General features: G+C 62.9%; 24 protein-coding genes. 6 read left to right on the top strand and 18 right to left on the bottom strand.

All coding sequences use genetic code 11. The features are described 5' to 3' along the window. Window positions 1-42: 42 nt before the first annotated feature. Genes ACVIN2_RS06630 through ACVIN2_RS06640 form a run of 3 tightly spaced genes read left to right on the top strand, consistent with a single transcriptional unit; the run spans window position 43 to window position 3115 of the window. Entirely contained in the window at window positions 43-891 is an 849-nt protein-coding gene (locus ACVIN2_RS06630) for an MBL fold metallo-hydrolase (RefSeq protein ID WP_456764963.1), read from the top strand. A 19-nt stretch (window positions 892-910) separates the two neighbouring features. Continuing rightward, window positions 911-2485: an isochorismatase family protein gene (locus tag ACVIN2_RS06635; protein WP_456764964.1), complete on the top strand. Its 1575-nt coding sequence runs from the start codon at window positions 911-913 to the stop codon at window positions 2483-2485. Between the two features lie 3 nt (window positions 2486-2488). After that, window positions 2489-3115, top strand: a complete 627-nt coding sequence (locus ACVIN2_RS06640; RefSeq protein WP_456764965.1) for an FMN-dependent NADH-azoreductase — start codon at window positions 2489-2491, stop codon at window positions 3113-3115. Between the two features lie 23 nt (window positions 3116-3138). Here ACVIN2_RS06640 and ACVIN2_RS06645 read toward each other — a convergent pair whose 3' ends face one another. Genes ACVIN2_RS06645 through ACVIN2_RS06670 form a run of 6 tightly spaced genes read right to left on the bottom strand, consistent with a single transcriptional unit; the run spans window position 3139 to window position 9004 of the window. Next, a complete protein-coding gene (locus tag ACVIN2_RS06645) occupies window positions 3139-4188 on the bottom strand; it encodes a LacI family DNA-binding transcriptional regulator (RefSeq protein ID WP_456764966.1) in 1050 nt (349 codons plus the stop codon). After that, the gene (locus tag ACVIN2_RS06650) at window positions 4185-4829 is read right to left on the bottom strand and encodes a ThuA domain-containing protein (protein WP_085352425.1); all 645 of its coding nucleotides are present in this window, start codon (window positions 4827-4829) and stop codon (window positions 4185-4187) included. Before ACVIN2_RS06650 ends, ACVIN2_RS06645 begins: the two co-directional genes overlap by 4 nt. Window positions 4830-4839: 10 nt before the next feature. Beyond that, the gene (locus tag ACVIN2_RS06655) at window positions 4840-5937 is read right to left on the bottom strand and encodes a Gfo/Idh/MocA family protein (RefSeq protein ID WP_456764967.1); all 1098 of its coding nucleotides are present in this window, start codon (window positions 5935-5937) and stop codon (window positions 4840-4842) included. A gap of 22 nt (window positions 5938-5959) precedes the next feature. Continuing rightward, on the bottom strand, window positions 5960-6808 hold the full coding sequence (locus ACVIN2_RS06660) for a carbohydrate ABC transporter permease (RefSeq protein WP_456764968.1): 849 nt from the start codon (window positions 6806-6808) through the stop codon (window positions 5960-5962). Further along, window positions 6801-7742: a carbohydrate ABC transporter permease gene (locus ACVIN2_RS06665; protein ID WP_456769661.1), complete on the bottom strand. Its 942-nt coding sequence runs from the start codon at window positions 7740-7742 to the stop codon at window positions 6801-6803. The genes ACVIN2_RS06660 and ACVIN2_RS06665 overlap by 8 nt, the downstream gene beginning before the upstream one ends. Before the next feature lie 2 nt (window positions 7743-7744). Then, the gene (locus ACVIN2_RS06670) at window positions 7745-9004 is read right to left on the bottom strand and encodes an extracellular solute-binding protein (protein WP_456764969.1); all 1260 of its coding nucleotides are present in this window, start codon (window positions 9002-9004) and stop codon (window positions 7745-7747) included. 163 nt (window positions 9005-9167) lie between these two features. Here ACVIN2_RS06670 and ACVIN2_RS06675 point away from each other — a divergent pair, with 163 nt between their 5' ends. Beyond that, window positions 9168-9926 carry an SDR family NAD(P)-dependent oxidoreductase gene (locus ACVIN2_RS06675; RefSeq protein WP_456764970.1) on the top strand — a complete coding sequence of 253 codons (759 nt, stop codon included), beginning with the start codon at window positions 9168-9170 and terminating at the stop codon, window positions 9924-9926. Window positions 9927-9975: 49 nt separating this feature from the next. Here ACVIN2_RS06675 and ACVIN2_RS06680 read toward each other — a convergent pair whose 3' ends face one another. The 11 genes from ACVIN2_RS06680 to ACVIN2_RS06730 form a co-directional block, all read right to left on the bottom strand. Beyond that, window positions 9976-11019, bottom strand: a complete 1044-nt coding sequence (locus ACVIN2_RS06680) for a uroporphyrinogen decarboxylase family protein (RefSeq protein WP_456764971.1) — start codon at window positions 11017-11019, stop codon at window positions 9976-9978. A 36-nt stretch (window positions 11020-11055) separates the two neighbouring features. Next, the gene (locus ACVIN2_RS06685; RefSeq protein ID WP_456764972.1) at window positions 11056-11925 is read right to left on the bottom strand and encodes a fumarylacetoacetate hydrolase family protein; all 870 of its coding nucleotides are present in this window, start codon (window positions 11923-11925) and stop codon (window positions 11056-11058) included. 3 nt (window positions 11926-11928) lie between these two features. After that, a complete protein-coding gene (locus tag ACVIN2_RS06690; RefSeq protein ID WP_456764973.1) occupies window positions 11929-12588 on the bottom strand; it encodes a polysaccharide deacetylase family protein in 660 nt (219 codons plus the stop codon). Window positions 12589-12599: 11 nt separating this feature from the next. Next, on the bottom strand, window positions 12600-13436 hold the full coding sequence (locus tag ACVIN2_RS06695; RefSeq protein ID WP_456764974.1) for an ABC transporter permease: 837 nt from the start codon (window positions 13434-13436) through the stop codon (window positions 12600-12602). A 7-nt stretch (window positions 13437-13443) separates the two neighbouring features. Next, window positions 13444-14250, bottom strand: a complete 807-nt coding sequence (locus ACVIN2_RS06700; protein WP_456764975.1) for an ABC transporter ATP-binding protein — start codon at window positions 14248-14250, stop codon at window positions 13444-13446. Continuing rightward, entirely contained in the window at window positions 14229-14984 is a 756-nt protein-coding gene (locus ACVIN2_RS06705; RefSeq protein ID WP_027517148.1) for an ABC transporter permease, read from the bottom strand. The genes ACVIN2_RS06700 and ACVIN2_RS06705 overlap by 22 nt, the downstream gene beginning before the upstream one ends. 2 nt (window positions 14985-14986) lie before the next feature. Next, window positions 14987-15955 carry an ABC transporter substrate-binding protein gene (locus ACVIN2_RS06710; protein ID WP_456764976.1) on the bottom strand — a complete coding sequence of 323 codons (969 nt, stop codon included), beginning with the start codon at window positions 15953-15955 and terminating at the stop codon, window positions 14987-14989. 51 nt (window positions 15956-16006) lie between these two features. Then, the gene (locus ACVIN2_RS06715) at window positions 16007-16711 is read right to left on the bottom strand and encodes a GntR family transcriptional regulator (protein ID WP_456764977.1); all 705 of its coding nucleotides are present in this window, start codon (window positions 16709-16711) and stop codon (window positions 16007-16009) included. A gap of 241 nt (window positions 16712-16952) precedes the next feature. Further along, window positions 16953-18101 carry an ABC transporter substrate-binding protein gene (locus ACVIN2_RS06720; protein ID WP_027569289.1) on the bottom strand — a complete coding sequence of 383 codons (1149 nt, stop codon included), beginning with the start codon at window positions 18099-18101 and terminating at the stop codon, window positions 16953-16955. Window positions 18102-19004: 903 nt separating this feature from the next. Then, a complete protein-coding gene (locus ACVIN2_RS06725; RefSeq protein ID WP_456764978.1) occupies window positions 19005-20030 on the bottom strand; it encodes a glycoside hydrolase family 5 protein in 1026 nt (341 codons plus the stop codon). After that, window positions 20027-21337 (bottom strand): O-antigen ligase family protein, encoded by a 1311-nt coding sequence (locus ACVIN2_RS06730; protein WP_456764979.1) that lies wholly within the window; start codon window positions 21335-21337, stop codon window positions 20027-20029. Before ACVIN2_RS06730 ends, ACVIN2_RS06725 begins: the two co-directional genes overlap by 4 nt. A 227-nt stretch (window positions 21338-21564) precedes the next feature. Here ACVIN2_RS06730 and ACVIN2_RS06735 point away from each other — a divergent pair, with 227 nt between their 5' ends. Continuing rightward, window positions 21565-22701, top strand: a complete 1137-nt coding sequence (locus ACVIN2_RS06735; protein WP_456764980.1) for a GNAT family N-acetyltransferase — start codon at window positions 21565-21567, stop codon at window positions 22699-22701. Between the two features lie 29 nt (window positions 22702-22730). Here ACVIN2_RS06735 and ACVIN2_RS06740 read toward each other — a convergent pair whose 3' ends face one another. Beyond that, window positions 22731-23954 carry an FAD-dependent oxidoreductase gene (locus ACVIN2_RS06740; RefSeq protein ID WP_456764981.1) on the bottom strand — a complete coding sequence of 408 codons (1224 nt, stop codon included), beginning with the start codon at window positions 23952-23954 and terminating at the stop codon, window positions 22731-22733. 434 nt (window positions 23955-24388) lie between these two features. Between ACVIN2_RS06740 and ACVIN2_RS06745 the strand changes: the two genes are divergently transcribed. Further along, window positions 24389-25735, top strand: coding sequence for a lipopolysaccharide biosynthesis protein (locus ACVIN2_RS06745; protein WP_456764982.1), 1347 nt, complete (start codon window positions 24389-24391; stop codon window positions 25733-25735). Window positions 25736-25772 lie beyond the last annotated feature (37 nt).

The raw sequence follows: 25772 nt of genomic DNA on the forward strand, positions 1-25772 counted from the left end.
GCGCCGAGGAAACGAACAAGAACGGACACAGGGAGGGACGGAATGCCGCTGGAAATCAAGATCCTGGACTATGGCGATATCGAGCTGGAATCGAGTTTTCTGGTTCTGGGCCGCGATTGCGGCCGCACCCGCCGTGTCCTCACCCTCGGCTTCCTGATCCTCGGCGGCAAATATCCTGTCGTGGTCGATACGGGTTATCGCTCCAACCAGATCATGGAAACGCTGGGGATGCGCGGCCTGCAGTATCACGAGCACATGATCGAGAACCAGCTTGCGCGGCACGGCGTGCGGATGGGCGATGTGCGTTTCGTCTGCCACACCCATCTGCATATCGACCATGCCGGCAAGGACGATCTGTTTCCGATGAACACGACCGTCGTTCTCAACCGCCGCGAGCTCGAGTATTCCGTGTCCGGCCTGATGCATCCGCAATATCCGGCACCGGATATCAAGCACCTGATCGACCGCTTGCACACCAGGAGTGCGCTGCGCTTTCTCGACCTCGAGATCACAGGTCCCATCGAGCTGATGCCGGGCGTCTATTGCGACGCCGCGAATGCGCATACCGAGGGCTCGATGAACATCATCGTCGAAACCGCCGACGGCATCGCCACGATCTGCGGCGACGTGATCTATGATTTCAACGACCAGATCGTGACGCCCTTCAACGAGATCCACGACTGGGAGCCACGCACCACCGGCAACCACGGCACCACCAAGCGGACCGAGAAGGCCGCCATCAAGAAGCTGCTCAGCAATTCGCGCTATCTGCTGCCGGTCCACGACCGTCCTGCCAAGATCGAAGGCGGCAACGTCGTCGGCCGGCTGCACGATCAGGTCCCCGGCCCGATCGTGCAGTCCCTGCCCCAGCGCAACTGGTTCCCAGCCTAAAACGCCAGAGGATCGACCGATGACGCACGTCACCTTACGCTCCGAATTCGAGACACTGATCGATCCTTACGCACCGGTCGCGCAGATCGGCACCGGTTTTGACTTCACGGAGGGACCGATCTGGCATCCGGTCGATCATTATCTGCTGTTCTCCGACATGCCGGGCGACGTGCGCCGGCGCTGGGATGCGCGGCGCGGCGTCGCCGAGGTCAAGCGTCCGTCGAACAAATGCAACGGCATGACCTATGACGCCGAGCTCAATTTGATCGTTTGCGAGCACGCGACATCGTCGTTGATCCGCGAGCGGCCGGACGGGCGGCGCGAGGTGCTGGCCTCGCACTTTGGGGGACAGGAGCTCAACAGCCCCAACGACGTCTGCGTGCACTCCTCCGGCGCGATCTATTTCTCGGATCCTTGGTATGGCCGCATGCCGGTCTATGGCGTCGAGCGGCCGAGGCAGCTCGGCTTCCAGGGCGTCTATCGCGTCGTGCCCGGCGCCGAGCCGAAGCTCGTCGTGGACCGCAATCTGTTCGACCAGCCGAACGGGCTGTGCTTTTCGCCCGACGAGAAACTGCTCTATGTCAACGACACCGTGCAGGCACAGATCCGCGTATTCGACGTCAACGGCGACGGCTCGCTGTCGAGTGCGCGTGTGTTCGCGAGCGGCATCCGCTCCGAGCTCGAGCCCGGCTTGCCCGACGGCATGAAGTGCGACCAGCACGGCAACGTCTGGGTTACGGCACCCGGCGGGGTCTGGGTGTATTCGCCGCGGAGCGAGCTGCTCGGCAAGCTCCGCCTTCCTGAGCTTGTGGCGAACCTTACCTGGGGCGGGCCGGATTTCCGCACGCTGTACCTGACTTCGACGCACTCCGTCTATGCCATTCCCACCAAGGTCCGACCGCGCCACGAGCCCTATATGAGCGGCAAGCGAGGCGGCGGCACAGCGGCCGCCGGCGCGGCTTCCGATACACCCGTCCTTGCCGACGGCGAGATGCAGATCGATCCGCGACGCTGTGCCATGATCATCCAGGACCTCCAGAACGACGTCATCATGGACGGTGGCGCCTTTGCCGATTCCGGCGCGCCCGGGCATGCGCGCCAGCAGCATGTCGTCGAGAACGTTCGCCGCCTCGCAGAAACCGCGCGCGCCCGCGGCGTCGCCATCATCCATGTCTGGTTCGTCGTCGAGCCCGGTGCGCCCGGCGTGACTCTGAATGCGCCGCTGTTCGAGGGTCTCGTCGACAGCAAGGCGATGGTGCGCGGAAGCTGGGGGGCGGCACCGGTGTCAGGTCTCGAGCCACGACCCGGCGATTTCGTGGTCGAGAAGGTGCGAATGAGCGCCTGGGAAGGCACCAGGCTCGAAACGATTCTGAAAGCCACCGGTCGCGACATGATCATCAACACCGGCGCCTGGACCAACATGTCGGTCGAGCACACGGCACGGACCGGTGCCGACAAGGGCTACTTCATGATCGTTCCTGAGGATTGCTGCTCGACCATGAATGCCGATTGGCACGCTGCGTCGATCAATTTCGCCATGCAAAACGTCGCCGTCGTGACCAAGGCTGATGCGGTCATCAAAGCGCTGGGATGAGCGGTGGCGAAGCTCCTGCACCTGTCCTGCTCGCCCCGCGACGACTCCTGGTCGAGCGCCGGCGCCCGCGTTTTCCTCGATGGCTTTCGCCGAGCTCGGCCCGATTGGGACGTGGACGTCATGGATCTCTGGCGCGAGCGCCTGCCGGAATTTTCAGGCCCGATTGTCGAAGCCAAATATGCACGGATGAAGGCGCAAGCCTTCAGCAACGCGCAGCGGGACAGTTTCGCGGAAGCCGAGCGGATGGCGGTGCGCTTGGCGCTTGCCGATCGGGTGCTGATTTCGACGCCGATGTGGAACTTCAGCATTCCCTATAAGCTCAAGCAATTCTTCGACGTCATCGTCCAGCCCGGGCTCACCTTTCGGTTCGACCCTTCGGTAGGGTATGTCCCGTTGCTGAAGGACCGGCCGACTATCGTCATCATTGCCAGCGGCAGCGATTTCGCCACCGGAATGAACCGCGGGCGCATCGACATGGCAACGCCTTACCTGCGCGAAATTTTGCGTTTTGTCGGTATCAACGATGTCCGTTTCATTCCAATCGGACCAACCACCGGACCGCCAGAGCCCATTGAGGCGGCCCGCGAACGAGCCCATCAACGCCTGGCAGCAATGGCCGCGAGCTTCTGATGCGCTCCGCAAGCGAGTCGAAGTTACGGCAGATTGTCCCGCAGAAAAATGTCGATGCGGATGCGCTCCTGGTCGGGGCTGATGGGCTCACCCGAACAATGCGCGAGCAGAACTCGCGCCGCAGACCGTGCCTCGTGGCCGGGATCCTGGTTGATGATGGCATCGAGCGTGCCGCGGACCAGGAAACGCCGCGTGTATTGAGTCAGCTCGTGGGCAATCCAGACCACCTCACGCGCCCGTCCCGAGGCCTCGAGCGCATCGGCGATGCCACGGTTCCCGGCGCCACAGCAGTATATGCCGCGCAGATCGGGCTGGCGCGCGAGCAGCGCCGCAGTGAGCTCCCGGGTGCGCTCGCTGTCGTCGCGGCCCTCGATCACCGGCAACGCGAGCAGGTTCGGATACTCGCTGGACAGGATCTGGTGGAAGCCGAACTGCCGCTCGGTGTGATCGCGCAGCGACAACGACCCTGCGATCACGGCAACCGTCCCCTCGCGACCAGTGAGGAACCGTCCCATCAGCGTGGCAGCGGTGCGGCCTGCCGCCGGGTTGTCGATGCCGACATAGTGCAGGCGGCGCGAGCTCGGCGCGTCCGACACAAGGGTCACCACAGCGACCCCGCGCGCGGTGAGTTCGTCGATCGCCGCGCGCACCCTGGGATGATCGAGCGCGATCGCGGCGACGCCCTGATACGCGGGCGAGAGACCTTCCAGCGCGGCGGCGAGTACGCCCGGATCGAACACGTCGACACGGAGGATATCAATGAAGCCGCGCTGGCCGGCGAGCCAGTCCGCGGTGCGCTGGACCTGCTCGGTCAGGTTTGTCATGAAGCTGTTGCTACCGGTCGGCAGCACGAAGGCAAAGCGGAACGTCTGCCCCCGGGCAAGCCGAGCGGCCGCGACGTCGGCTCGATAGCCGAGTTTTGCCACCGCGGCCTCGACCCGCGCCACGGTCTTGGCGCGCACGCCCTCGCGCCGGTTGACGACGCGGTCGACGGTGGCGAGCGAAACACCCGCCGTGCGCGCGACGTCCTCGAGCGTAGCGCGAACCACCGACTGGGTCGCAACGGCTGTCATTCGCGCGCCGCCCACAACATGCCACGGGTCATCAACGTCCGGATCTCCGGTACGTCGAGCTCGTAAGCGCGGTGGCCGAGCGAGGAATAGAACACCCTGCCCGCGCCGTATCGCTTCTTCCAAACCACCGGCATCACCACGCCCTCGATCCAGGGCGCGTGCTCGCCGGTGAAGGTCGTCGTCGCCAACACCTCGTTGGCGGGGTCGACATGCATGTAGTATTGCTCGGAACGATGCTCGAAACTCTTCAGGCCCTTCATGATGGGATCGTCCGGCTTCGTCAAGTCGACCTTGTAGTCGATGATGTTGCCGGGATGCGCAACCCACTGCCCGCCGCACAGGAACTGGTAATCGACGGAATCGCGGAATGCGTCGCCCATGCCACCATGATGGCCGGCGAGCCCGACGCCGCTACGGACCGCAGCGCAGAGATTGAGCGCTTCCGCCTTCTCGATTGTCGACATGGTATAGATCGGGATGATCAGCGACAGGTCGTGAATCGCGGGATCGGCGAATGCGGCGGTGGTGGTTTCGATCCGCACCTCGAACCCTTCCGCCTTCAGCCAGCCGCGGATCATCGAAGCACAGAGATCGGGATCGTGCCCCGGCCAACCGCCCCATACAATCATTGCCTTGCGCATGGTCATTCCCTCAGTCGATCTGTCCGGTTTCACGCCCGGCCGGCAGCATCGCCGGCCGCTCGACGCGGCTCTCGATCTTGACGCGCCGGCCTTCGTCGGCAGAGGTCTGGAACGCTTCCATCACCTCCAGCACGTGGAACGCGAGCGCACCGCTGGCACGATGCGGCCGGTTGTTCAGGATCGCGGAGGCCATGTCGGCGACGCCGATGGAACGGAACTCGCCGTCGACATGACCGTGAGTCAGCGGCACCGGCTCCCATTCGCCGCCGGTCTTCGCGACTTGCACCTCGCCGCCGAAGCGGTTCGGATCGGGCACAAGCATGCTGCCCTTGTCGCCATAGACCTCGATTGGCGCATGCCGGTGCTTGGGCACATCAAAGCTCATCGCGATCGAGACGACCGCCCCGCTCTCGAATTCGAGCGTGCCGGCGACATGGGTCGCAACTTCGACCGGGATCAGCGTTCCGTTCATCGGCTGGCTGGTGACCAGCCGCTCAGATTTCGGACGCGCGGTCGAGCCCATCACGCTCGCCACGGGGCCGAGCAGCTGCACGAGATCGGTGATGTAGTACGGACCCATGTCAAGCATGGGCCCGCCGCCGCGCAAATAGTAGAAACCCGGCGCCGGATGCCAACGCTCGTGGCCGGGGCAGCCGAAGAACGCGCTGCCGGCCACAGGCGTGCCGATCGCGCCATCGTCGATCAGCTTGCGCGCGGTCTGATGCCCACCGCCAAGGAACGTATCGGGTGCGCAGCCGACGCGAAGGCTCTTCTGCGCGGCGAGGTCCATCACCTTGCGGGCTTCCGTGACGTTGATGCCGAGCGGCTTCTCGGAATGAACGTGCTTGCCGGCGTTCAGCACCGCCAGGCTGACGTCAGTGTGGGCGAGTGGCACGGTGAGATTGATGACGATCTCGACATCGTCCCGCTTGAGCAGTTGATCAACCCGCATTGCCGGCAGGCCGAAGGCGGCGCCTTGCCGCTCTGCCGCATCGCTGCGCATATCGGCGAGCGCCTTGATTTCCATGACCCGAAAGCGCTGGGCCGCCTTCAGATAAGCGGTGCTGATATTGCCGCAGCCGATGATGCCGATGCCGACTTTTCTCATTGTGATCTCCGTGAGGTACCGTTCATCCCTTGACCGCGCCGGCGGTGAGGCCTGCAACGATGTGTTTCTGCGCGAGGAGGAAGAGAATGATCGTCGGCAGGATGGTCAACGTGATGAAGGCCAGGATCAGATGCCACTCGGACGAATACTCGCCTTGATAAACCATGATACCGAGCGGCCAGGGGTAGAGCGCGTCGGTGTTGAGCATCACTAGCGGCAGCAGATAGGCGTTCCAGCTGTTGACGAAGGTGATGGTACCGACGGTCGCCAGGATCGGCCGGGATAAAGGCAACGTCACATAGCGGAAGAATTTGATATAGCTGCAGCCGTCGACCAGCGCGGCCTCCAGCAGTTCGTACGGGATGTCCTTGAAGAAACGCCGCAGCAGCAGCACGCTCATCGCAAGACTGAAGGCCGCCTGCGGCAGGGCAACGCCAAAATATGTATCGAGCAACCCGAGATCGCGCACCTTAATGAAGAGCGGCAGCACCGCCGTCGCGGCCGGAAACAGCAGGCCCAGCGTTAGGTAGCTCAGCAGCATCGAGCTGCCATAGAACCTGATATGGGCAAAGGTGAACGCGGCCATCGAGGCGATGATCAGGGTCAAGGCCACTGTGAGTGTCGAGATGATCAGCGAGTTGCGCAAGAGCTGCCAGTAGCGTGCAGAGAACAGGATATCAGCATAGTTCTGCCACTCCCAGTGACGTGGCAAGCCAAACGGATTGACGCGCAGTTCGCCGAGCGATTTGAAGCCACCGAACAAGGTCGCGAGCAGCGGCACCACCACGATGATGGCGACGACGGCGAGGAACACCATCTTGAACAGCATTGAGGGGTCGAACGGCGCGCGGATGGCCTTGGCGTTACTCATCGCGCATGAACCATCGCTTGTAGGTGAAGGCAAAGGTCACGCAGATCGCAAACAGGATCACCCCGATGGCGCTGCCGTAGCCGACCCGCATGCGCGAGATGCCGTTGTTGTAGAGGAAGCTCACCATCGTGTTCGAGGAATCTGCCGGCCCGCCGCGCGTCAAGGGCATGACGAGATCGAACAGCTGCAGCGAGCCGACGATGGCGAAGAACACGGAGAGCCTTATCGTTGGATAGAGCAAGGGGATGACCACATGCCGCAAGGCTTGCGATCGGGTCGCGCCGTCGATGCGCGCCGCCTCGACCAGGCTCTTGTCGAGGCCCTGGAGCGCTGCGATGAACAGCATCATGTGGAAGCCAAAGTACTTCCAGACGATCACGATCAGCACCGCCAGCATGGCCGTATCCGTGGAGGCAAGCAGATGCGGAGGCTCGGCGCCGAAGCTGCGCCAGATCGAAGCCACAAGGCCGTAGTCGCCGTCATAGACGAAGCTGAAGATCAGCCCGGTCGCGATCTCCGCCAGGATATAGGGCATGAAGAACAGCATGCGCAGCGCCACTGCCCCGCGAAAGCGCTCGGCGAGCATTAAGGCCAGCGTGAGCGCAAGCGGCAGCTGGATGGCGAGCGAAACAGCGATGATCAGCCCGTTGTTACGCAGCGCGAGCCAGAAGGCGCGGGTCTCGAGCACGAAGCGGTAATTGTCCAAGCCAATCCAGTTGGTCGGCCTGCCGAACCCGTTCCAGTTGAAGCCCGAATACCAGGCTGCTTCGCCGATCGGGAGCACAACGAACAACGTGAACAACAGCAGCGCCGGCGGCAGGAACAGGATGAGCACCGTCAGCCTGCCGTCCCAACTCGGGCCACGGACCGTGACCTGGGGCACCATCTCGCCAGCAGCGCCGATCGCCGACACGCTCGCGGTCCGCCGCGCCACCGTCAGTTGCCCTGCTTCCACGCCGCCTCGATCGCCTTGGCAGCCTCTTGCGGGCTCATGCTGCCGCCGGCGATTTCGGCCGTGACGTCGTTGACGACGCGGCCGACCGACGGACCCAGGCTCTGGTCATAGAAGTTCTGGTGGTAGTTCGACTTCGCCAGATTGGCGGCAATCAGCTTCATGAAGCTGTTGTTCAGCCCTGCGTCCGCGCCCTGCACCACCGGGATGATGAAGTTGCCGGCGGCAAGCCGCGTCTGCACCTCTTTGGAGACGAAGTATTTCAGGAAATCGACAGCCTCCTTCGGCGAGCCCTTCGTAATCAGCCAACCGGTGATGCCGCCGAGCGTATCGGTGGGCGCACCCTTGCCGCCGGTCACGACCGGGAAGTCGAACCAGCACATCTTGTCCTCGGTCAATCCGACCTTGTCGGCGGCGAGAGCGCGCTGCAGATGATAGACCGTGCTGATCGCGAGCGTCATCGCCGCCTTGCCGTCCCCGAAATAGCCGACCGCCTGCGGGTTCTTGAAACCGAGGAAGCCATTCTGGAACGGCTGGAGATCCACGAGCTGCTTGAACAGCTCGCCGGATTTCTGGAAGGTTTCCCCGGCAAAGCCGCCGTTCTCGCCGCGCAGCGCCGCATCGAACGCCGCCTTGCCGCCGATGCGCACCGCAAGATGCGTCCAGTAGAAGTGCAGCGGCCATTTGTCGGCGCCGCCGACCACGATCGGGGTCACGCCGGCGGATTTCAACGCCTTCACGGCAGCAAGCAGATCGTCCCAGCTCTTGATCCCGGCAGGATCGACCTTCGCCTTGGCCATTAGCTCCTTGTTGCAGAGGAAGCCGACCTGCGAGAGCGCCGTGGGCAGACCATAAACCCGGCCGTTGCTGGTGAAGGCGGCGAGTGCCGCGGGTGTGAGATTGTCGCTGTAACCCTTCACAGAATCGGTGATGTCGTCGAGCACGCCGGCCTCGATCTGCGTCTTCAGGACACCGCCGGCCCAACTGTAGATGATATTGGGCCGATCTTTGGATTGCAGGATGGTCGGCAGCTTGGCCTTGTAGGCCTCGTTCTCGAGGAACTGCATCTCGACCTTGACGCCCGGATGCGACCCCTCATAGGCACGCGCGACCTCCTCCCAGATTTTGACCTGGGCCGGGTTGGCCTCGATGTGCAGCCATTTCACCGTCGTATCGGCCGCAGCGAGTTTCGCTCCGAACAGGCATGCGACAACGGCCAGTCCCAGTTTCCCGAGCAGTCTCATCACATTCCTCCCAACGGCTCTTATTCTTGGTGCAATCCTGCCTTCGATTTTTGAGGTACGCAACTGAAATTCTGATCTATGCACCTCACGAAGGAGATCGCTAAGGTGCGCGGGAGAGTCGGGCGGCGCGTCGCGCTGCCCCAACGCAAATCGAGGGATATCCATGACTGCCGTTTATTCCGACCTCGCCGGCAAGGTCGTTCTCGTCACCGGGGGCGCATCCGGAATTGGCGCTGCGATCGTGCGGCGCTTCGCCCAGCAGAAATCCAATGTCGTGTTCTTCGACATCAAAGTCGACGAGGGCCAATCCCTGGCACGCGAGCTGTCGGATCAAGGTCTTAGCGCGCGTTTCATGCGTGTCGACTTGACCGATATCGCCGCGTTACGTGCCGGCGTCGCGGAGGCGCGCAACATGCACGGCGCAATCAACATCCTCGTCAACAATGCCGCGCATGACGAGCGGCACAGCACCGAGGAAATGACACCCGAATATTGGGACAACCGTGTCGCGGTCAACTTGAAGCACCAGTTCTTTGCTGCGCAGGCCGTGTTGCCGGACATGAAGGCGGCGAACGCCGGCGCCATCATCAATTTCGGCTCGGTGTCGTGGATCGCCGGACAAGGCGGCATGGCCGCCTACACCGCCAGCAAATCAGGCGTGATCGGTCTCACGCGCTCCCTGGCGCGCGATTACGGCGCCTACAACATCCGCGTGAACGCAATCGCGCCGGGATGGATCATGACCGAGCGCCAGCTCGATAAATGGATGACGCCACAGGGCGAGGTCGAGCTGATGCAACGACAATGCCTGAAGCGCAAGCTCGTGCCGGACGAGGTCGCGAAGTTCACCATCTTCCTCGCTTCCGACGAGGCCTCCGCCTGCACAGCTCAGCACTACATCGTCGATGGCGGCTGGGTCTGAGGCGAACCAGCCTGGATCGTGCAATCGCTGGCGAACGGCTCGAACCTCGTCAACCAAGCTCCTGCCGAACCTTGGCCGCCGCATCGCACATCGCCTTCAATTTCCCGAACGCGACGGCGCGTGGCATGTATTTCATGCCGCAATCGGGCGCCGGAACGAGACGATCGGGCGACACATATTTCAGGCCATTGCGAATGCGGTCGGCGACCGTGTCGACGCTCTCGATCTGGGGGTCTGCGAGGTCGAGCACGCCAAGCATGATTTTCTTTGAGGAGAGGTCCTTCAGAACACCGAGATCGAGTTTTGGCTGCGCCGCCTCGATCGAGATCTGGTCGGCAGTCGTATCGTCGAGCTCGGCGAGGAACGAATAGCCGGCCGGCTTGTTCGAGCCTGGCACGACCGCCGCGTAGCCGAAACAGAGATGCACGACGGTCGGCACCGTGATGCCCTCCAACGCGCGGTTGATCGCCTTTACGGCGTAGCGTTTGGCGGACTCCGGATTGTTCCGCACCCAAGGCTCGTCGAGTTGGATCACGTCTGCGCCTGCTCTTTGCAGATCGAGCGCTTCGGCATTGACGGCCTCCGCCAAGGCCATCGCGAGCTCTTCGTCGTCCTTGTAGAACTCGTTCTTGGCCTGCTGGCTCATGGTGAACGGACCCGGCAGGGTGATCTTCGCTGCACGATCGGTATTCCTGCGCAGGAACTGCATGTCGTGCAGCTCGACCGGTCCCTTGCGTTTCACCGGGCCGACGACGCGCGGCACCGGGGTCTGGGTGTTACCGGTGCGCGCAACGATTATCGCGGGATTGTCTCCGTCGATCCCGTCGAGCGCCGTGGCGAAGCGGTTGGAGTAGCTCTCGCGGCGGATTTCGCCATCGGTCACGATGTCGATGCCGGCGCGCTCCATGTCGCGGATCGCGACGATCGTCGCATCGTCCTGGGCCTCCTCCAGATGTTCCGCTGGCAGCCGCCACATGTCGTGCAGGCGCGTGCGCGGCACCACCTTCGACAGCATGGCGCGATTCACCAGCCATTCCGGCTGCGGATAACTTCCGACCACCGTGGTCGGGAGGATATGCGTTGGCGTCGGCATGAGGGTCTCCTTCTTCTTGTTATCGAGCGCAGCCAATCAGGCTGCCCGCGTCGCCTTAGCCGGCACTTCGTCCTTGACGGGATTGCGGAGAATCCCGATCCCGGAAATCTCGATCTCCACGACGTCGCCGCCCTTCATCCACAGCGGCGGATTGCGATAAGCGCCGACACCGCCTGTCGTACCTGTGACGATGACGTCACCTGGCGCGAGCTCGGTGAAGGTCGAGCAGTAAGCAATCAGCGCCGGCACGTCGAAGACGAGATCGGAGATCGGGGCCTTCTGTACCTCGACGCCGTTGAGCCGGGTAATCAAGGTCTGTTTGCTGACGTCGGTCAATTCGTCGGTCGTGACCATCCATGGCCCAAAGCCGCCTGTGCCGGCGAAATTCTTGCCGGGCGCGAATTGCGAGGTGTGGCGCTGCCAGTCGCGGATGCTGCCGTCATTGTAGCAGGCATAACCGGCGACATGGCTCAACGCGGCTTCGCGCGAGATGCGGCGGCCGGCCTTGCCGATGACAACCGCCATCTCGCCCTCATAGTCGAATCGCTCGGATTCGAGCGGCCGGATCATCGGCTGGCCATGTCCGACCTGGCTGTTGGCGAAGCGGGTGAAGATCATCGGGTGTGGCGGAGTGGGATGGCCGCTCTCGGCGAGATGCGAGGCGTAGTTGACGCCGATGCAGAAAATCTTGTCGGGATCGGGGACCGTCGGCAGCAGCGTGACATCCTGCAGCGCGTAGTCGGGCTTCTCGCCGGCAAGCTTCTTCAGTTCGTCGAGCGATCCCTTGGCAAGCAGCATCTTCAGCGTCGGATAGGCCTTGAGACGCTTGCTGGCATCGATGACGCCGTTGTCTGTGACAATGCCAAAGCTCGCGGTGCCGGCGATCGTGAAACTTGCGATTTTCATCAGTCAAATGCTCTCTTCGATGGAGGAAACATAGTCGTTGATCGGGAGTGCGATCGCGCCGTTGCGGATCGGAACGCATTGCGGTGGGAAATCCTGGCGGAAGCGGGCACCGGCCGCCTCCGCGCGGTCGAGGAACTGCTCCAGATGGTCCATCGCACCGGTTGGAAGATCGTGCAGGACCATCAGCGTCCAGAGCTGCCGGCTGCACTGGACAGCGGCGCGCTCGCTCCAGCCGTCGGGATCGTCCCAGTCGCGGGGGATCGCATTCCAGAGCACGCAGCTGTGCTTGTTGCGGGTGAGATAGTCGACGACGGATGGTTTCAGCAGCCGCGTATCAAGATTGCCGCCGCCACCGAACGGCCGGAACCAGCGCTGCGGATGGGCGAGATCACCGATCGCGGCCTGCGTGCGGCCAATTTCGCTCTTTGCTGTATCGCGATCCGGCTGCTCACCGAGCGGGATGCTGTGGGTGAAGGTGTGATTGCCAATCCAGTGCCCCTCCCCGTGCGCACGCATCGCAAGGCGATGTCGCGCTGGATCGGCGAGCTTCTCGCCGATGACGAAGAACGTGGACTTGATGCCGCGCTCTCCGAGAATGTCGAGCACGCGCGGGGTCACGTTGGGATCGGGGCCGTTGTCGAATGTCAAGGTCAGATCGAACACGCGGAGTTTCCTCAGGTCGCCGGCTGCATCGCGCCCGATGCGATGTCATCGTTGGCCTGACCAGCGCGCGTGCCGGTCTGCCAGATCGCCGCCTTGCGCTCGATCCCCCGGATCGCGGCATTGAAGGCGATCGCCATGAACAGCACGAGGAGGACGCCGGCGAACACGTGCGGACTGTCGAGGATCGTGCGGTAGCGGGAGATCAGATAACCGATGCCGGCCGAGGAAATCAGCATCTCCGAGACGACGACGCCAACGATGACCAGCGCGCCTCCCACGCGGAGCCCCGACAGCACGGTCGGAATCGCCGCGGGAATGATGACGCGAACCAACCGCTGGCTCAGCGTGGCGCCCATGCTGCGTGCCGCGAGCAGCAGCTGAGGGTCGATGGTCTGGATGCCGGCGGCGGTGGCCAGCATCGTTGGCAGGAAACCGTAAATCGAGGCGAAGGCGATCTTGGATTCCGAGCCGATGCCGAGCCACACTGTGAAGACGGGATAGAGGATCACGAGCGGCACCGCATAGAGGCTCGATACCATCGGCATGATCAGGACGCGCGGACGCGGCAGGCTGCCGACGATAGCGCCGAGCAGGATGCCGCCGCCGCAGGCGAAGGCCATGGAGACCACGACCTCGTAAAGCGTCACCGCGAGCGCATGACCGTATTCGGGTGCCTCGGTCCATCCGGCCATCAGCGTTGACGACAGCGACGGCAGGAACAGCTCGGGAATGAGACCGGTGCGCGGCAGCAGCTCCCACAGCGCAATCATGCCGATCACGATCAGATGTCGCAGTGTCTTGGCACTTATCTTCGGGGTAATCTTCTTCGCAGTCATCTCGGCGCTCATCTCCGCCTCACGCCGATTTGCGGATATGCCGCCAGATGCGGTCGCGCAAACTCCCGAAGGCATCGCCGCTCAGCATCTCGTAGGTGCGGGGCCGCGGCAGCTGGACCTGGAGATGATCGACGATGCGGCCGGGCCGCGCCGACATCACGATCACCTCGTCGGCGAGATAGACCGCTTCGGTGAGGCTGTGCGTGACGAAGACCACGGTCTTGCCGGTCGCCGCCCAGATGCGCAGAAGCTCGTCACCCATGGTCATGCGGGTCTGCTCGTCGAGCGCAGCAAACGGCTCGTCCATCAGCAGCACCGGCGGGTCCTGCACCAGCCCGCGCGCGATCGAGACGCGCTGCTTCATGCCGCCCGAGAGCTCGTGCGGATGGCGCCTGCCGAATCCGTCGAGGCCGACCAGCGTGAGCGCATCCTGCGCCTTGGCGCGGCGCTCCGCCTTGGGCACGCCACGCAGGGCCAGCGGAAACTCGACATTGTCTTCGGCCGTCAGCCAGGGAAACAGGCTCGCCTCCTGGAACACCACGCCGACCCTGTCCGGATCGGGCTGCGGAATCGGCGCGCCATTGATCGTGATCGTGCCCGAGGTCTGCTGGCGCAGGCCCGCCATCATCATCAGAAGGGTCGACTTGCCGCAACCGCTCGGGCCGACCAGCACGACGAAGCGGCCCGGCTTGATATCGAGCGAAACGTCTTCCAGGGCGACCACGTCCTGAGACCTGGTCTTGAAGACCTGGCCGACATTCTTCACCTCGATCGCGCCGGCGCGCGCGGGAGGCTTCAACGGGGTCACGTTCGCCAATGGCTGCATCGCGTTTCCACCCACCTGACAAGTTCGTTGAAGGTCATGGCGATCGCGGCGACCATCACGACGCCGGCGAGGAGCTGCTTCATCTGGAAGTTCTCGCCCCAGGTCGCGATCTGGTGGCCGATGCCGTCGCGCGAGGCGTACATCTCGGCAAGGATCACGCCGGTGAGGTTGAAGATCATGGAGATCCGCAGGGCCTCCAGCAGCACCGGCAGCATGCTCGGCAGATAGACCCGCAACGCGGTCTGCATCGGAGTTGCACCATAGGAGCGCGCCACCGTGAGATGCTCGACCTTGACCGACTCCACCGCAGTGGTCGTCGACATGATCACGATGAAGATCGTGGAGAAGAAGCCAAAGCCGACCTTCTGGGCGAAGCCGACGCCGAATACGAGGATGAACATCGGCAGGAAGATCGACTTCGGGATGCTGAAGGCAAAGAACAGCAGCGGCTTGGCCACGTCGGCGAAGTAGCGGTTCTCCGCAACCAGGAAGCCGATCACGGCGCCGAAGGGGACGGCTAGCGCGAACGCAGCCAGCACTTCGGTCGCCGTCACCATCAGGTCTTTCCGCACGGCCGCGCGCTGCAGGAGGTCGCCTAGCGTCGCAAACGTGTCGGACGCCGAGGGCAGCAGGCGCGGATTGACGATGCCGGTGCGCGACAGCAACTCCCATAGCGCCAGGACCGCGATGACGATCGCGATCCGTGCGAGCTTGATGGCGAGCGAGTTCTGCATCGTTACGGCTTGGTTGGAACCGGCTTGAACCTGGTCGAGATGACGTCTTCGACCGGCACGATGTCCTTGAGCCCGCCGAGCTTGGCGAGGTCCAGCGACAGCTGCACGGCCGCGTTCACGTCAGGCGTGCCCATGTCGCCGCTGGTCTCGAGCTTCATGATCGTGTTGTCGTATTCCAGGGCGGCGATCTCGGCCGGCATTTCGTAGAGCTCGGCGATCAGCTTGACGGTCACGTCGCGATTGGCGCGCATGAACGCAACCGCGCCATAGAGGGCGTTCACCGCCTTCTGAACCAGCTGAGGCTTTGTCTCCGCCAATTTGTCGAGCACGATCCAGCCTGCCGTGAGGTTCGGCGGCACCGCCGTGGCGTAATCGAGGATCGACTTGGCTTCGCCCGACTTCGCGATCTGGAAGCTCAGCGGCGAATAGACCACGGCGGCCTCGACGTTGCCTGCCAGGAGGTTCGGCACCAGACCGCCGCCACCAACCGGGACGCGCGTGAAATCAATCTTCTTGTCCTGGAGTGTCCACAGTGCGAGCAGGTCGGAACCGGAGCCGGCGGCGGTGATCGCGACCTTCTTGCCGTTGAGGCCCTTGACGTCGAGCGTCGACTTGGCCGGGACCATCAACTGCCAGCCAAAATTTCCCATCGCGGCATTGGCCACGATCCGTGACATCACACCCTTCTTGCGTCCCGCGGAGACCAGCGAGGGCGGATCGAGGATGATATCGGCCGCGCCCGCAGCCATGCCTTCGAACGTCTCTGCACCGCTGCGGTAGATTGTCAGCTCGGCCTGGATGCCTTCCTTCTCGAACAATTTCTGCCGCACGGCCGTCTCGGCGATCGTCGTCGGCCAGTAGGTCTTGGTCGGCAGGCCGACGCGGATAGTTTCGGCGGCGGCGGCAGGGCCGGCGAGCACGCCGGCTGCGAAGAGCGACGCCAATAGCGCCTTGCGGCGAGTTGTTTTCATGATCTGTTTCCTCCCGGTCTCTGTTTTTCTTTGCCGGATTTTTCCGGATCGTCAGTTCGCGCCGTTCACCTCCGCAATGCGAGGCGCGGCGAGCTCGACAAACTCTTTGGTGATGCCGAAGTGCTTTGCCAAGGCGCGAACCGCCGCATCCGCGTCACGTTTGACGACGGCAGCGACGATCGATTTGTGTTCCGCCTCGACGTCGCGCGGCTTGCCGACCTCCCTGCGGATCGAGAGGCGGCGATATCGCTCGCTTTGTTCGTGCAGCACGTCGCGGAAGCCGAGCAGCCACGGTGAGCCGCAGGCATTGACCAGTGCACGATGGAAGATGCGGTGGCGGACCACCCACTCCTCATAATGCACCGTCGGATCGTCGGGATAGCGATAGGGAACGACCTTCAGGTCCGCCCAGGCGGATATCACCGAGGCAAGCCAGGCATCGTCGCCCCGCTCGATCGAGCGACGGAGCGCAAGGCCCTCGATGTCGATCCGGGTCTGCGTCACGTCGGCGAGATCGGCGAGCGACACCGGGCTCACCCGGAAGCCACGCTGGTCGGACGCCAGCACGAGCCCGTCGGCGACCAGTCGGGAAAGTGCCTCACGTACGGCGGCGAGGCTCACGGAAAACTGCTTGGCGAGGCCGGCGATATGCAGCTTCTGGCCCGGAAGCAGCCGCGTCGCCAGGATGTCGGCGCGCAAGCGCTCGTGCAATGCCGATGTCAGGCTGCGCGGACCATCCCCGGGGCTTCCGGTCATATGAAACTGAAGCGGACCCATGGGTCGAATGATGACAAGGCAACGCGGAGGGGTCAATAGAAAATCGAAAATCGATTTTTCTGGCCGAAATTGTCTCACGCCCTGTCGGACGCCCCGGCAAATGCAGCGGCTTCATCCGCGATCAGCCATCCCTGGAGCCCAAAACGGACCACCGGATCAGATGGGCGCAGGCATGGTGTCCCCCGCCCACTGCGCTCGTACAAAGCGGATTGGCGCGCCGCTACTTTGCCAGGCGGAACTTCCCGCCTTCGACCTTGATCAGAAAGGCCGAGCGCTCATCATAGCCGTTGTGATCGGCCTTGCTCATGTTCGACAGCCCATTGTTGAGATAGATGTTCTGCCCTCGCTCAAGTGCGTCCCGCAGAGCCGCGCGAAATTCGGTTGTGCCAGGCTTTGCCGTCTTCAGCGCATCCGGCGCGGCTTTTCCGATCAGCGCGACGACATCCCAGAGGTGAGCAGCAAACATGTTGGGCTTTTGCCCGTTCGCCGCTTCATACGCGGTCACGAACTCCTCCGTCGAGCGACGGAACGGATCTCCCGTGGGAAGATCGGCGGCAATGGTAAAAGCCTCGCCCGCGAATACCGCACCTTCGACGTTCGCGCCACCGAGCTTGATGAACTCCTCACTGGCCACGCCATGTGTCTGAAATATCTTGCCGGCGTATCCGCGCTCGCGGAGCGCCTGCTGCGGCAGGACCGCCGGAGTTCCTGCGGACGCGATGAAGACGGCATCGGGATTGGTCGACATCACCTTCAGCGCCTGACCCGTGACGCTGGTGTCGGCGCGTGCATAGACCTCGTGTGTGGTCACGGTCAGGCCCAGCGCGGGCGCGAGGCGGCTCACCTCCTTGTAGTAGCCCTCGCCGTAGCCATCCGAAACACCGATATAGCCGAGCGTCTTTACCCCTGATGTCGCGATATGCTTGAGGATGGCGGCCGCCATGAGGTCGTCATTGGGAACGACCTTGAAAGCCCAGGCGCGCTTCTCATCCATCGGTTGGACGATGGCGGTAGCGGCAGCGAGCGACAGCAGCGGCGTCTTCGATTCGAGCGCGACATCCAGCATCGGCATGGTCACCGGCGTCAGAGAGGAGCCGACCAGCACGTCGACCTTGTCCTGGATCACCAGCCGGCGTGCGTTCTGGACTCCTTTGGTCGAATCCGACTCGTCGTCCAGGACGATATAGGTGACCTTCTCTCCACCGATCTCTTTCGGAAGAGCTGCAACCGTCTTGAGCTGCGGTTGGCCCAGTGCGGATCCCGGGCCGCTTGCCGAAATCACGATTCCAATTTTGATGTCCGCGTGAGCAGCATGTCCATAAAGGACGCATGCCACAAGAAGCGAGGCTCGCGCGAAACCGATCTTCATGTCCTGTTCCTCCCTGTCCGCTTTGATGGCTCCGCCGGGTACATCGGGCGCCCCGGCTCGGCTTGCAGTATTCCCCAGGAGGCGCCGTCGCTGCCCAGAAGGCGTCCCGCGGTCCCGAGCAACCAGGCGGATCATGCTAAGCGGATCGCAGCAACGAGTCTGTCCCTAGCGTTAGGGACAAGAAGTAGGCGGACGCACCGCCGCATCCTCGCGGCGCAAATCGCCCGAGCTTTGCTTCGTCACGTCACCCTCAAATCCAAGAGGGCGCAGGGAAGGCCGGGTGCCGGCTGGCACCCGCGGTCCGCTGCGCGAAAAGCACACGCAGGAAAACCGCACAGCAGCATACAGGTGTAGCCAATCACTCGGCCTTCCCTGCGCGATGGTTGGACGGCTTATGCCGTGCTCTCCCGGGAGCCGAACTTTCCTTCTGGCCTCCCTCGCCTCGCGAATTGGATGATGCTGTCTGCCCGGTTGGGCTCGCACACACCTCCGCGAAACTTGACCGTAGCAACGACGGCCAGGACCACACGGTTTTGCCGTACGCGCATTCGCCATTTCGTCGCAGGGTTCGACGGCATCGTGCACGTAGCCATCGAAATACCGACGAGACGAACTTCACAGCGCCGCTCGTCCGCACGTGGCCACGGGCTCACAGGGACTACCCGCCCTGCCCGCACCTCTCGTGCCGACGCTGCCGCGTCCACCGCAAGCCCGGCTCGCAATCAAGACGACAACGAGATCGCCCCTCAAGGATGAGCCGGGATTGGCGACACATACGCCGTTTCCGAATTTCGGTAAAGTGGAATATATTTGCGGAAAGGGGTTGACGGGATGGCGGGTGTTTTGCCCGACGGGTCCTGCCCGGCACCCCTTCCGCGGAATGAGCGGACTCGGGGCGCGATTTCAACGCGCCGGCGGCATCAGCGCACGCAGGATACCCGGCTTCCACGCCTGGCGCGCACTGTCGAACGCCGCGAAGTCGTGATCGAACTGCCAGTAGGCCCATGACCAGCCGAGCCGGTCGGCGCTTCTCGCCACGAACGACAAATATCGCTGCCGGCTGTCGGATGGCGCACGCTCGTACACTCCGAACTCGCCGACATAAACCGGGCGCTGCTCTTTCTCCGCCCAGAGGCTCATCTTCCTGAAGTCGGCGGCAGCCTTCGCTTCATCCTCCGGGCTGCCCCAGTCCAGGGGCCCGATCCGCGAAAACGTCGGAGACCACGGCGCGCCCTGATGGGTGAACCGTATCGGCGCGTAATAATGAAACGTGACGATGAGATGCCTGTCATCGGCCGGGAGAACCAGCTCGTCGACAGGGATCTCATCGGTGTTGAGAACGGCGGCGATGACCGGCCGTTCGGGATTGGTGCGGCGGATGATGCCGAGACATTCATTGAGGAGCGAGTTCCAGCCGGCGGACGTCATTTCTCCACCAGGCTCGTTCAACACCTCGAAGACGAGCGCCGGATATTTGCCGGCATAGCGCTCGGCGATCTGCCGCCAGAACGCCTTGAGCTTCTCGGCGCATTCGGAAACATCGCGCTGGCAAAGGTGGGTATCGTGCTCGTCGACGATGGGAACGAGCTTCCTCGCGAGAACCTCCTTGATGACGGCGTCAAGGCGCCTCAGGACGATCTCGTCCAGGACGTTCCCCGGGCCCATGAACTTGAAGCCGAAGAAATTGATCCTGACATGCGCGAACCCCGCCTTCTTGATCGCGGTCAGATTGTCCAGGCGAAACGGCGCGTTTTGGCCGCCTTCCCAGATCCCATCGTAGCCGAGAATGTTGATACCGCGCCCCAGTTTTGGCATGTCACGGGCGGCGGTCTGCTCGGCGCAATGAGCATGAGAGAACAGCGATGCAAGGAAAATCACAATAGCCGCAAGATTGAAGCTTCTCGGCCAGCGAGCTCGCATGGCGGTCATACTGCTTCCATTCCTAAAGCCTGGAATTCCGTCGGCCGCACTGGCCTGCACGTCGCGAAGAACAGCCCCACCAGGAGCACGGACGTGAACATCGTCGAACGAAGGAACGTCGTCTCCGTAAAATTGGTCTGAAAGCTGAGGACGACGAATCCGATGATGAGGGCACAGTGCGACCGATCGATCGTGCGAGCGGAAATCAGATGGAGGATCTTGTGCGAAAACAGGAGGACGCTGGCGGCAAAGAGCATGTACCCCAGAAATCCGGTCTCCATCAGGATCGCGATGTAGCCGCTGTGATAATTGTCGAGCACCCAGCCGTGATTCTGTTCGAAATAATCGTAGATTGAGGGGATCGTCCAGAAGCCGTTGATGCCGAAGCCGAGCAGCGGCGCATCGTTGAAATGACTTATCGCGTAGTGCCAGATGAAGGTCCGTTCGGTGAAATCGATACTGGCATCGCCGATATGGATGGCGTCGTATCCCGTCGCGTAGAAATACAGGATCAGAAGGCCGGCCAGAATGCACATGACAAACGGCAGGAGCGCATAGAGCCTCATGCAGCCAACCGACCACATCGAGGTCACGAGCATGGCGCAGGCGGCCAGAGCGACAGCGCCGGCGCCGCGCGATTCCGACGCGAAGACACAGGTTGACGCCAGCAGGAACACGGCGAGGAAAGCCAGCCACCCCTGCCCCGTCATCTTTCGATAGCAGGCCAAGAACATCAGATACGCGCCGACGAAGCCGAGCGTCTGCTTGGATTCGTAGACGCCCTGCCATTGACCGTTATGCATCCAGCTGTGGTCGATCCCGATGTCGGGCACAGCCAACGCACAGACAGCCGACGCGGCGACCAATATGAAGAGCCCAAGGGCCGTGGCTTTCACGATCTCGTCCAGGTCGACGCGCGTGACGAGGCAGAATGCGCCGAACGTCGTCATCGCAAGCGCCGCGCTCTTCATGATCGCCGCGACGCTCAGGCTGGACCAGAACACCGAGACAATTGCGAAGGCGTAGAATGCGACCAGCGCCACCAGATCGGGGTTGACCTGCAACCGCAGGCGCGGCTGCACGAATGCACTTGCGTAGATCAGGACGCCCCACATCAGAAGGGCTATGGCCTGTTGCAGAAAGCTCAGCTCCGCCGGCAGCAGCGCGGCGTTGAAGATGCCCATCGATGCGACCACGTTGATGGTGATCGAACAGCTGATCGCGACCCTGGCTATCTTCTCGACGCCAACGCTGCGCGTCGTCCAGATCGCGCTCCCGGGTGCTCCGGAATCCACCTCGGTCTGCAGGCTGGCCATGAGATGACCTTCCTTAAGCGCGGTTAATAATTCGCTAGCGCAGGTCGATCTCCATCGCTGCGACGCGGCGCCGTTGCGAAATTAACGTTTTGGTAACGATATGAGCCTTGCGCGAGGCGTTAATGCAAACTGCACGCCGCCGGTGTCTCGCCCGTAACGACCCTGCTATAAAGCGCAGATCCGGCTCGAGCGCCCCGTCCCGAGCTATCCGGTTTCCCTGGTTGTGCATGAACAAAGCTAGCAACACGTTCGACATCGCCATCCAGCAGGGATTCGACTTCCTGTCGCCTGATTACGCGGAGCTGTTTGACAACTCGGCTGCCACCGCGTTCCAGCATCCGCTTTGGCTGGACACCCTCTACACCCGGCTCGCGTCTCATGCAGGCGCAACGCCTCTGGTTGTCGTGGTACGCCACCGCGCGACGGGCGCCCTTGCGATGGTGCTGCCCTTGCTGCGGATCCGGCGCGGCCCGATACGGACCGTCGAATTCGCCGACCTCCGCGTCTCCGACTATCTGGCGCCGGTGTGCAGTCCGCAGGTATTTTCCGAACTGCTCAAGGACGAGAGTGCGTGCGCGGAAATCAGGTACCTCGTCCGCCCGTTCGATCTGCTCCGAATGACCAAGCTGCCGGACGGACGGCTTCCGATCGAGAACCTGCTGGCGACGCCCCGCCGCGTCGCGATGGAGTCCAATGCCTATGCGACCGTCCTTGTCGCGCCGTTCGAGCAATGGCGCGCCAGTGCGATGGACCGTTCCTACCAGAAGGAGCTCGCAAAGAAATCCCGGCAGCTCCAGAAGAAGGGCGATCTGAGTTTTTCATGCTGCAGCGACAGCGCCTCCGTGATCGAGGCGCTGGACGTGATGCGCAAATTCCGCGGTCCGCGCTTTCAGGCGCAAGGCGATGGAGATCTGCTCCAGCGCCCCGAATATTACGGCTTCTATTCCGAGATGGCGCAGCGCGGCCTCGGCTCCTTTGTCCGGCTCTATGCCATGAAGATGGATGGCGAGGTGATCGCCGCCGTGCTCGGGCTCTGCCATCGAGGCAGCTTCCTCGTCATCATGAGCGCCTTCGACATTGCCGGATACAAGAGCCAGTCCCTGGGCGCGCTGATGTTCGAGCAGGTGGCGAAGGATTGCATCGAGCGCGGGGATCAGATGCTCGATTTCACCATCGGTGACGAGCCCTACAAGAAACTGTTCGGCGCGCAGCCTTCGCCGATGTGGGCGGTTACGCAGGCCGGCAGCACCGTGGGCGCCATTTCCTTGTTCGCACTGAAACAGGCCCCCTGGCTTAAACTCGCCGCCAAGCGAATGTCGGAGTTCAGGCTCCTGCCGACCCGGACCTCAACGCCCACGCGCTGACCGACGCGAGGCCCCGACAGGCGCGGCTCTCAGGCGTGTAGCGCGCTTCGAACATGCGCGAGCCAGCCTGGCCGCATCTGATCGACGCGGTGGGTGATCCTGCGTCGCAGGAAGTGCAGCCGCCGCCGCAGGTCCCAGCCGATATCGTTGCGGGACGTCAGGGCATGCCGGAAGCGCGCCATCTTGAGCGACTGCTGGTCCGCCACGACCTTGTCAGGGTCGGAATAGAATTCCGAAATCTTCTCCTGGCTCATGCCCTCGGTCACCAGCCAACGCGGCGCATATTCAGTGCAGAGCCGCTCGACGTCGACCAACAGGCGGGCAACGCCGGTGCCGGCGGCCGGGCAATTGGTCTGGAAGGCATCGCCGATGAGCACGACGCCGGGCTGGAGATGTCCTTCCACGACGGACAGGTCCATCACCCAATTCTGCACCCGGTCGGTCACGTGGAAATCGCCAAGGTAAGGCCGCAATCCGGGCAGCAGGCGCAACACCGTCGCTTCCGGTTCGCGGCGCAATTCGCGCATGATCGGATCGGCCGGGTCGCGGAACATGAAGAGGTTTGCCCGCATGCCGGCACGCACGGGAAACAGGCTGAGATAATCGATGCCGTCCGCCGTGCGCTCGCCGTAACAGGTCAGCGCCTCGAAATCGAACGGCACATCGTCCCGGCGCGCGATCGTGAATCCAAACGTGACCGAATGGCGCTCGGCCAGCACCCGCCGCTTGATACCGAGCTTGTAGCCGAGAACGCCCGCCATGCCCGTGGCCAACACGACAAGGCGCGCTGTCATGCGCCGCCCGGACGCGAGCTCGATATGCTGGATATCGTCGCTGCAGTTGACGGCCGTGACCTCGTCGACGATCAGGCTGGACGGATCAGGCAGTTGACTGCGCGCCATGGCGACGAGATCGGCATAGGCTAGTCCGTAAGCCCGGCCGACGTTGACGTCGACCACCTTGCCGTCCCTGACATTGAGCACCTGATCATATCGGCAGGCCACGTTGTCGAGCGCGTCGAGGAAGCCCAGCTTGCGCAACATCTCCAGCTGGTGGCCGCCGATTTTCTCGACCCGGAACTCGTCCGGATGGACCGCGCGCTTGTCGACGAGAGCGACACGATGCCCTGCCCGCGCGAGCACGGCCGCCGCGAGCGAGCCCGCAAGGCCGCCGCCCACGATCGCGATGTCGGCGGCGATCGTCGAAGTGCCCGCCGCGGCGTTCGGCTCGGTCACGTTGCTATCCGCCGTCATGATCCAGGCTCCCACGGTCAACGATGGTTGCCCGTGCAATTCTCTCGCCTGATGTCGCATAGCAGGACCAAACGCGATCATTTCTCGATATCTCGGTTAATGCAGCGGAGACCTGCCCGGCCCGATGAGATTCGGCACGCGCCTTGCTCGGGAAGGCCATTCCCGGCGAGCCGGTCCGCATTCCAGCGGCTCATCTCGCCTCATCGGCCGTCGATGCGGCGCTATGCCGCCACGCGATCGGGCCGCACTTTGCTCTATCTGGGACAATGGGGTCAGCGATGTTCCATAGTGAAGCAACAGGCATGGCCGCGACGTCGCCGCGGTCGGCAGGATCATGGAGGCCGTCCATTAACACTCGCGGTTTTTCGGCATGCTAGGCTTTTGCAGGTAATCGGAAAGATGTCTCTTCAGGGGAAGTTGCCTTTTAAATTTCCATGATCGAATCCATCGTCCAATTCATGCGGCGCGACGTGACGCGCGGTGTTGCCGGAACCATCCTTCTCAAGGTTGGTAGCGGCGCGCTTGCGTTCGCGTTGTTCTCGCTTGCGGCACGAACGATGTCGCCCGATGGGTTCGGCATCTTTGCGACCTGGCTTTCGGTGGCCCAGATGGCAGCGGTCGTCGGTCTGGTGGGCCAGGAATCGCTGCTGGTGCGATTTCTGAACGAGTATCGGGTGGGAAATCAGCCCGATCTCACCAAAGGCGTGCTGCTATCGAGCCTGAAGATTTCCTCGATCGCGATGCTGATTGCGATCGGCACAATGGCGATCGGCGCGAACATCAAAGGCGCCTCGTGGCTGCTGATCATCGCGGTGTCGGCCTACACGGCCGTGAATGCGGGGCTGATGCTTGGCAGCCAGATCGCACGCTCGCTGGTCAGCATTCTCATGGGAGAAGGAAACAGGGAGTTCTTCTGGCGCGTCAGCGTCGTGTTGTTCCTGCTTGCAATCATGTTCGGCCATCGCCAGCTCGATCCCGCCGAATTGATCGCCGTGATGACGATCGCCATGTCGGTCGGACTCATCGCACAGATCATCGCGATTGCGCGAACCCTGCCGGATTTCCGCGGCACGGCGGTGGGGTCCGAGACGTCGCGCTGGAGATCGAGCGCGCTTCATTTCTGGGTCGCGTCCATCCTCGAAGCCGCGAACCAGTATTTCGACGTCATCCTGGTCTACTGGATGCTGGACCCGACAACCGCCGGAATTTACTTTGCCGCTTCGCGCCTGGCCAACATCTTCGCCATGCTCTCGGCCGCACTGTACAGTTTTGGCGCACGTCGGCTCCCCTCGCTGTACTTCAGCAAGAACCACCAGGAATTCGAGCGAACGTTGCGGCTCATGGCAGAAGTGACCGCGGTGTGCGTGGTCAGCGGACTTCTCCTGATCTGGGTTGGAGGTCCCCATCTGCTCAACCTGTTCGGTCCGCATTTCGCCGCGCAGCACTGGGTCCTGATCGTGCTCGCGATTGGAACGGCGTTCCAGGCAGCGGGCGGTCCGTCTGCGGCGATCTTGCAGCTGACCGGCTATGAGCGCGAGTATGTCCCCGTGATCGCCGGAAACGTAGCGCTGCGGCTGGTCGGATTTCTCGTCCTCATTCCCTGGCTCGGCGTTCTTGGCGCAGCGATCTCGGCCACTGTGTCGCTGGCGCTCGCGACCATCGCCCTCAACATCCTCTGTCGACGGCGAACCGGGGTCGACCCCTCGATTCTGGGGCTTCTGCGCTTCTCGACATCGAAGCCCAGCGCCTACGCGGTCCGTGGCGCGGACTCCGGCGAATAGGCGTCTGTTCAGCGAGACGATTGCACGGCTTGGCAAT

The sequence above is a fragment of the Bradyrhizobium sp. USDA 3650 genome (assembly GCF_054057395.1).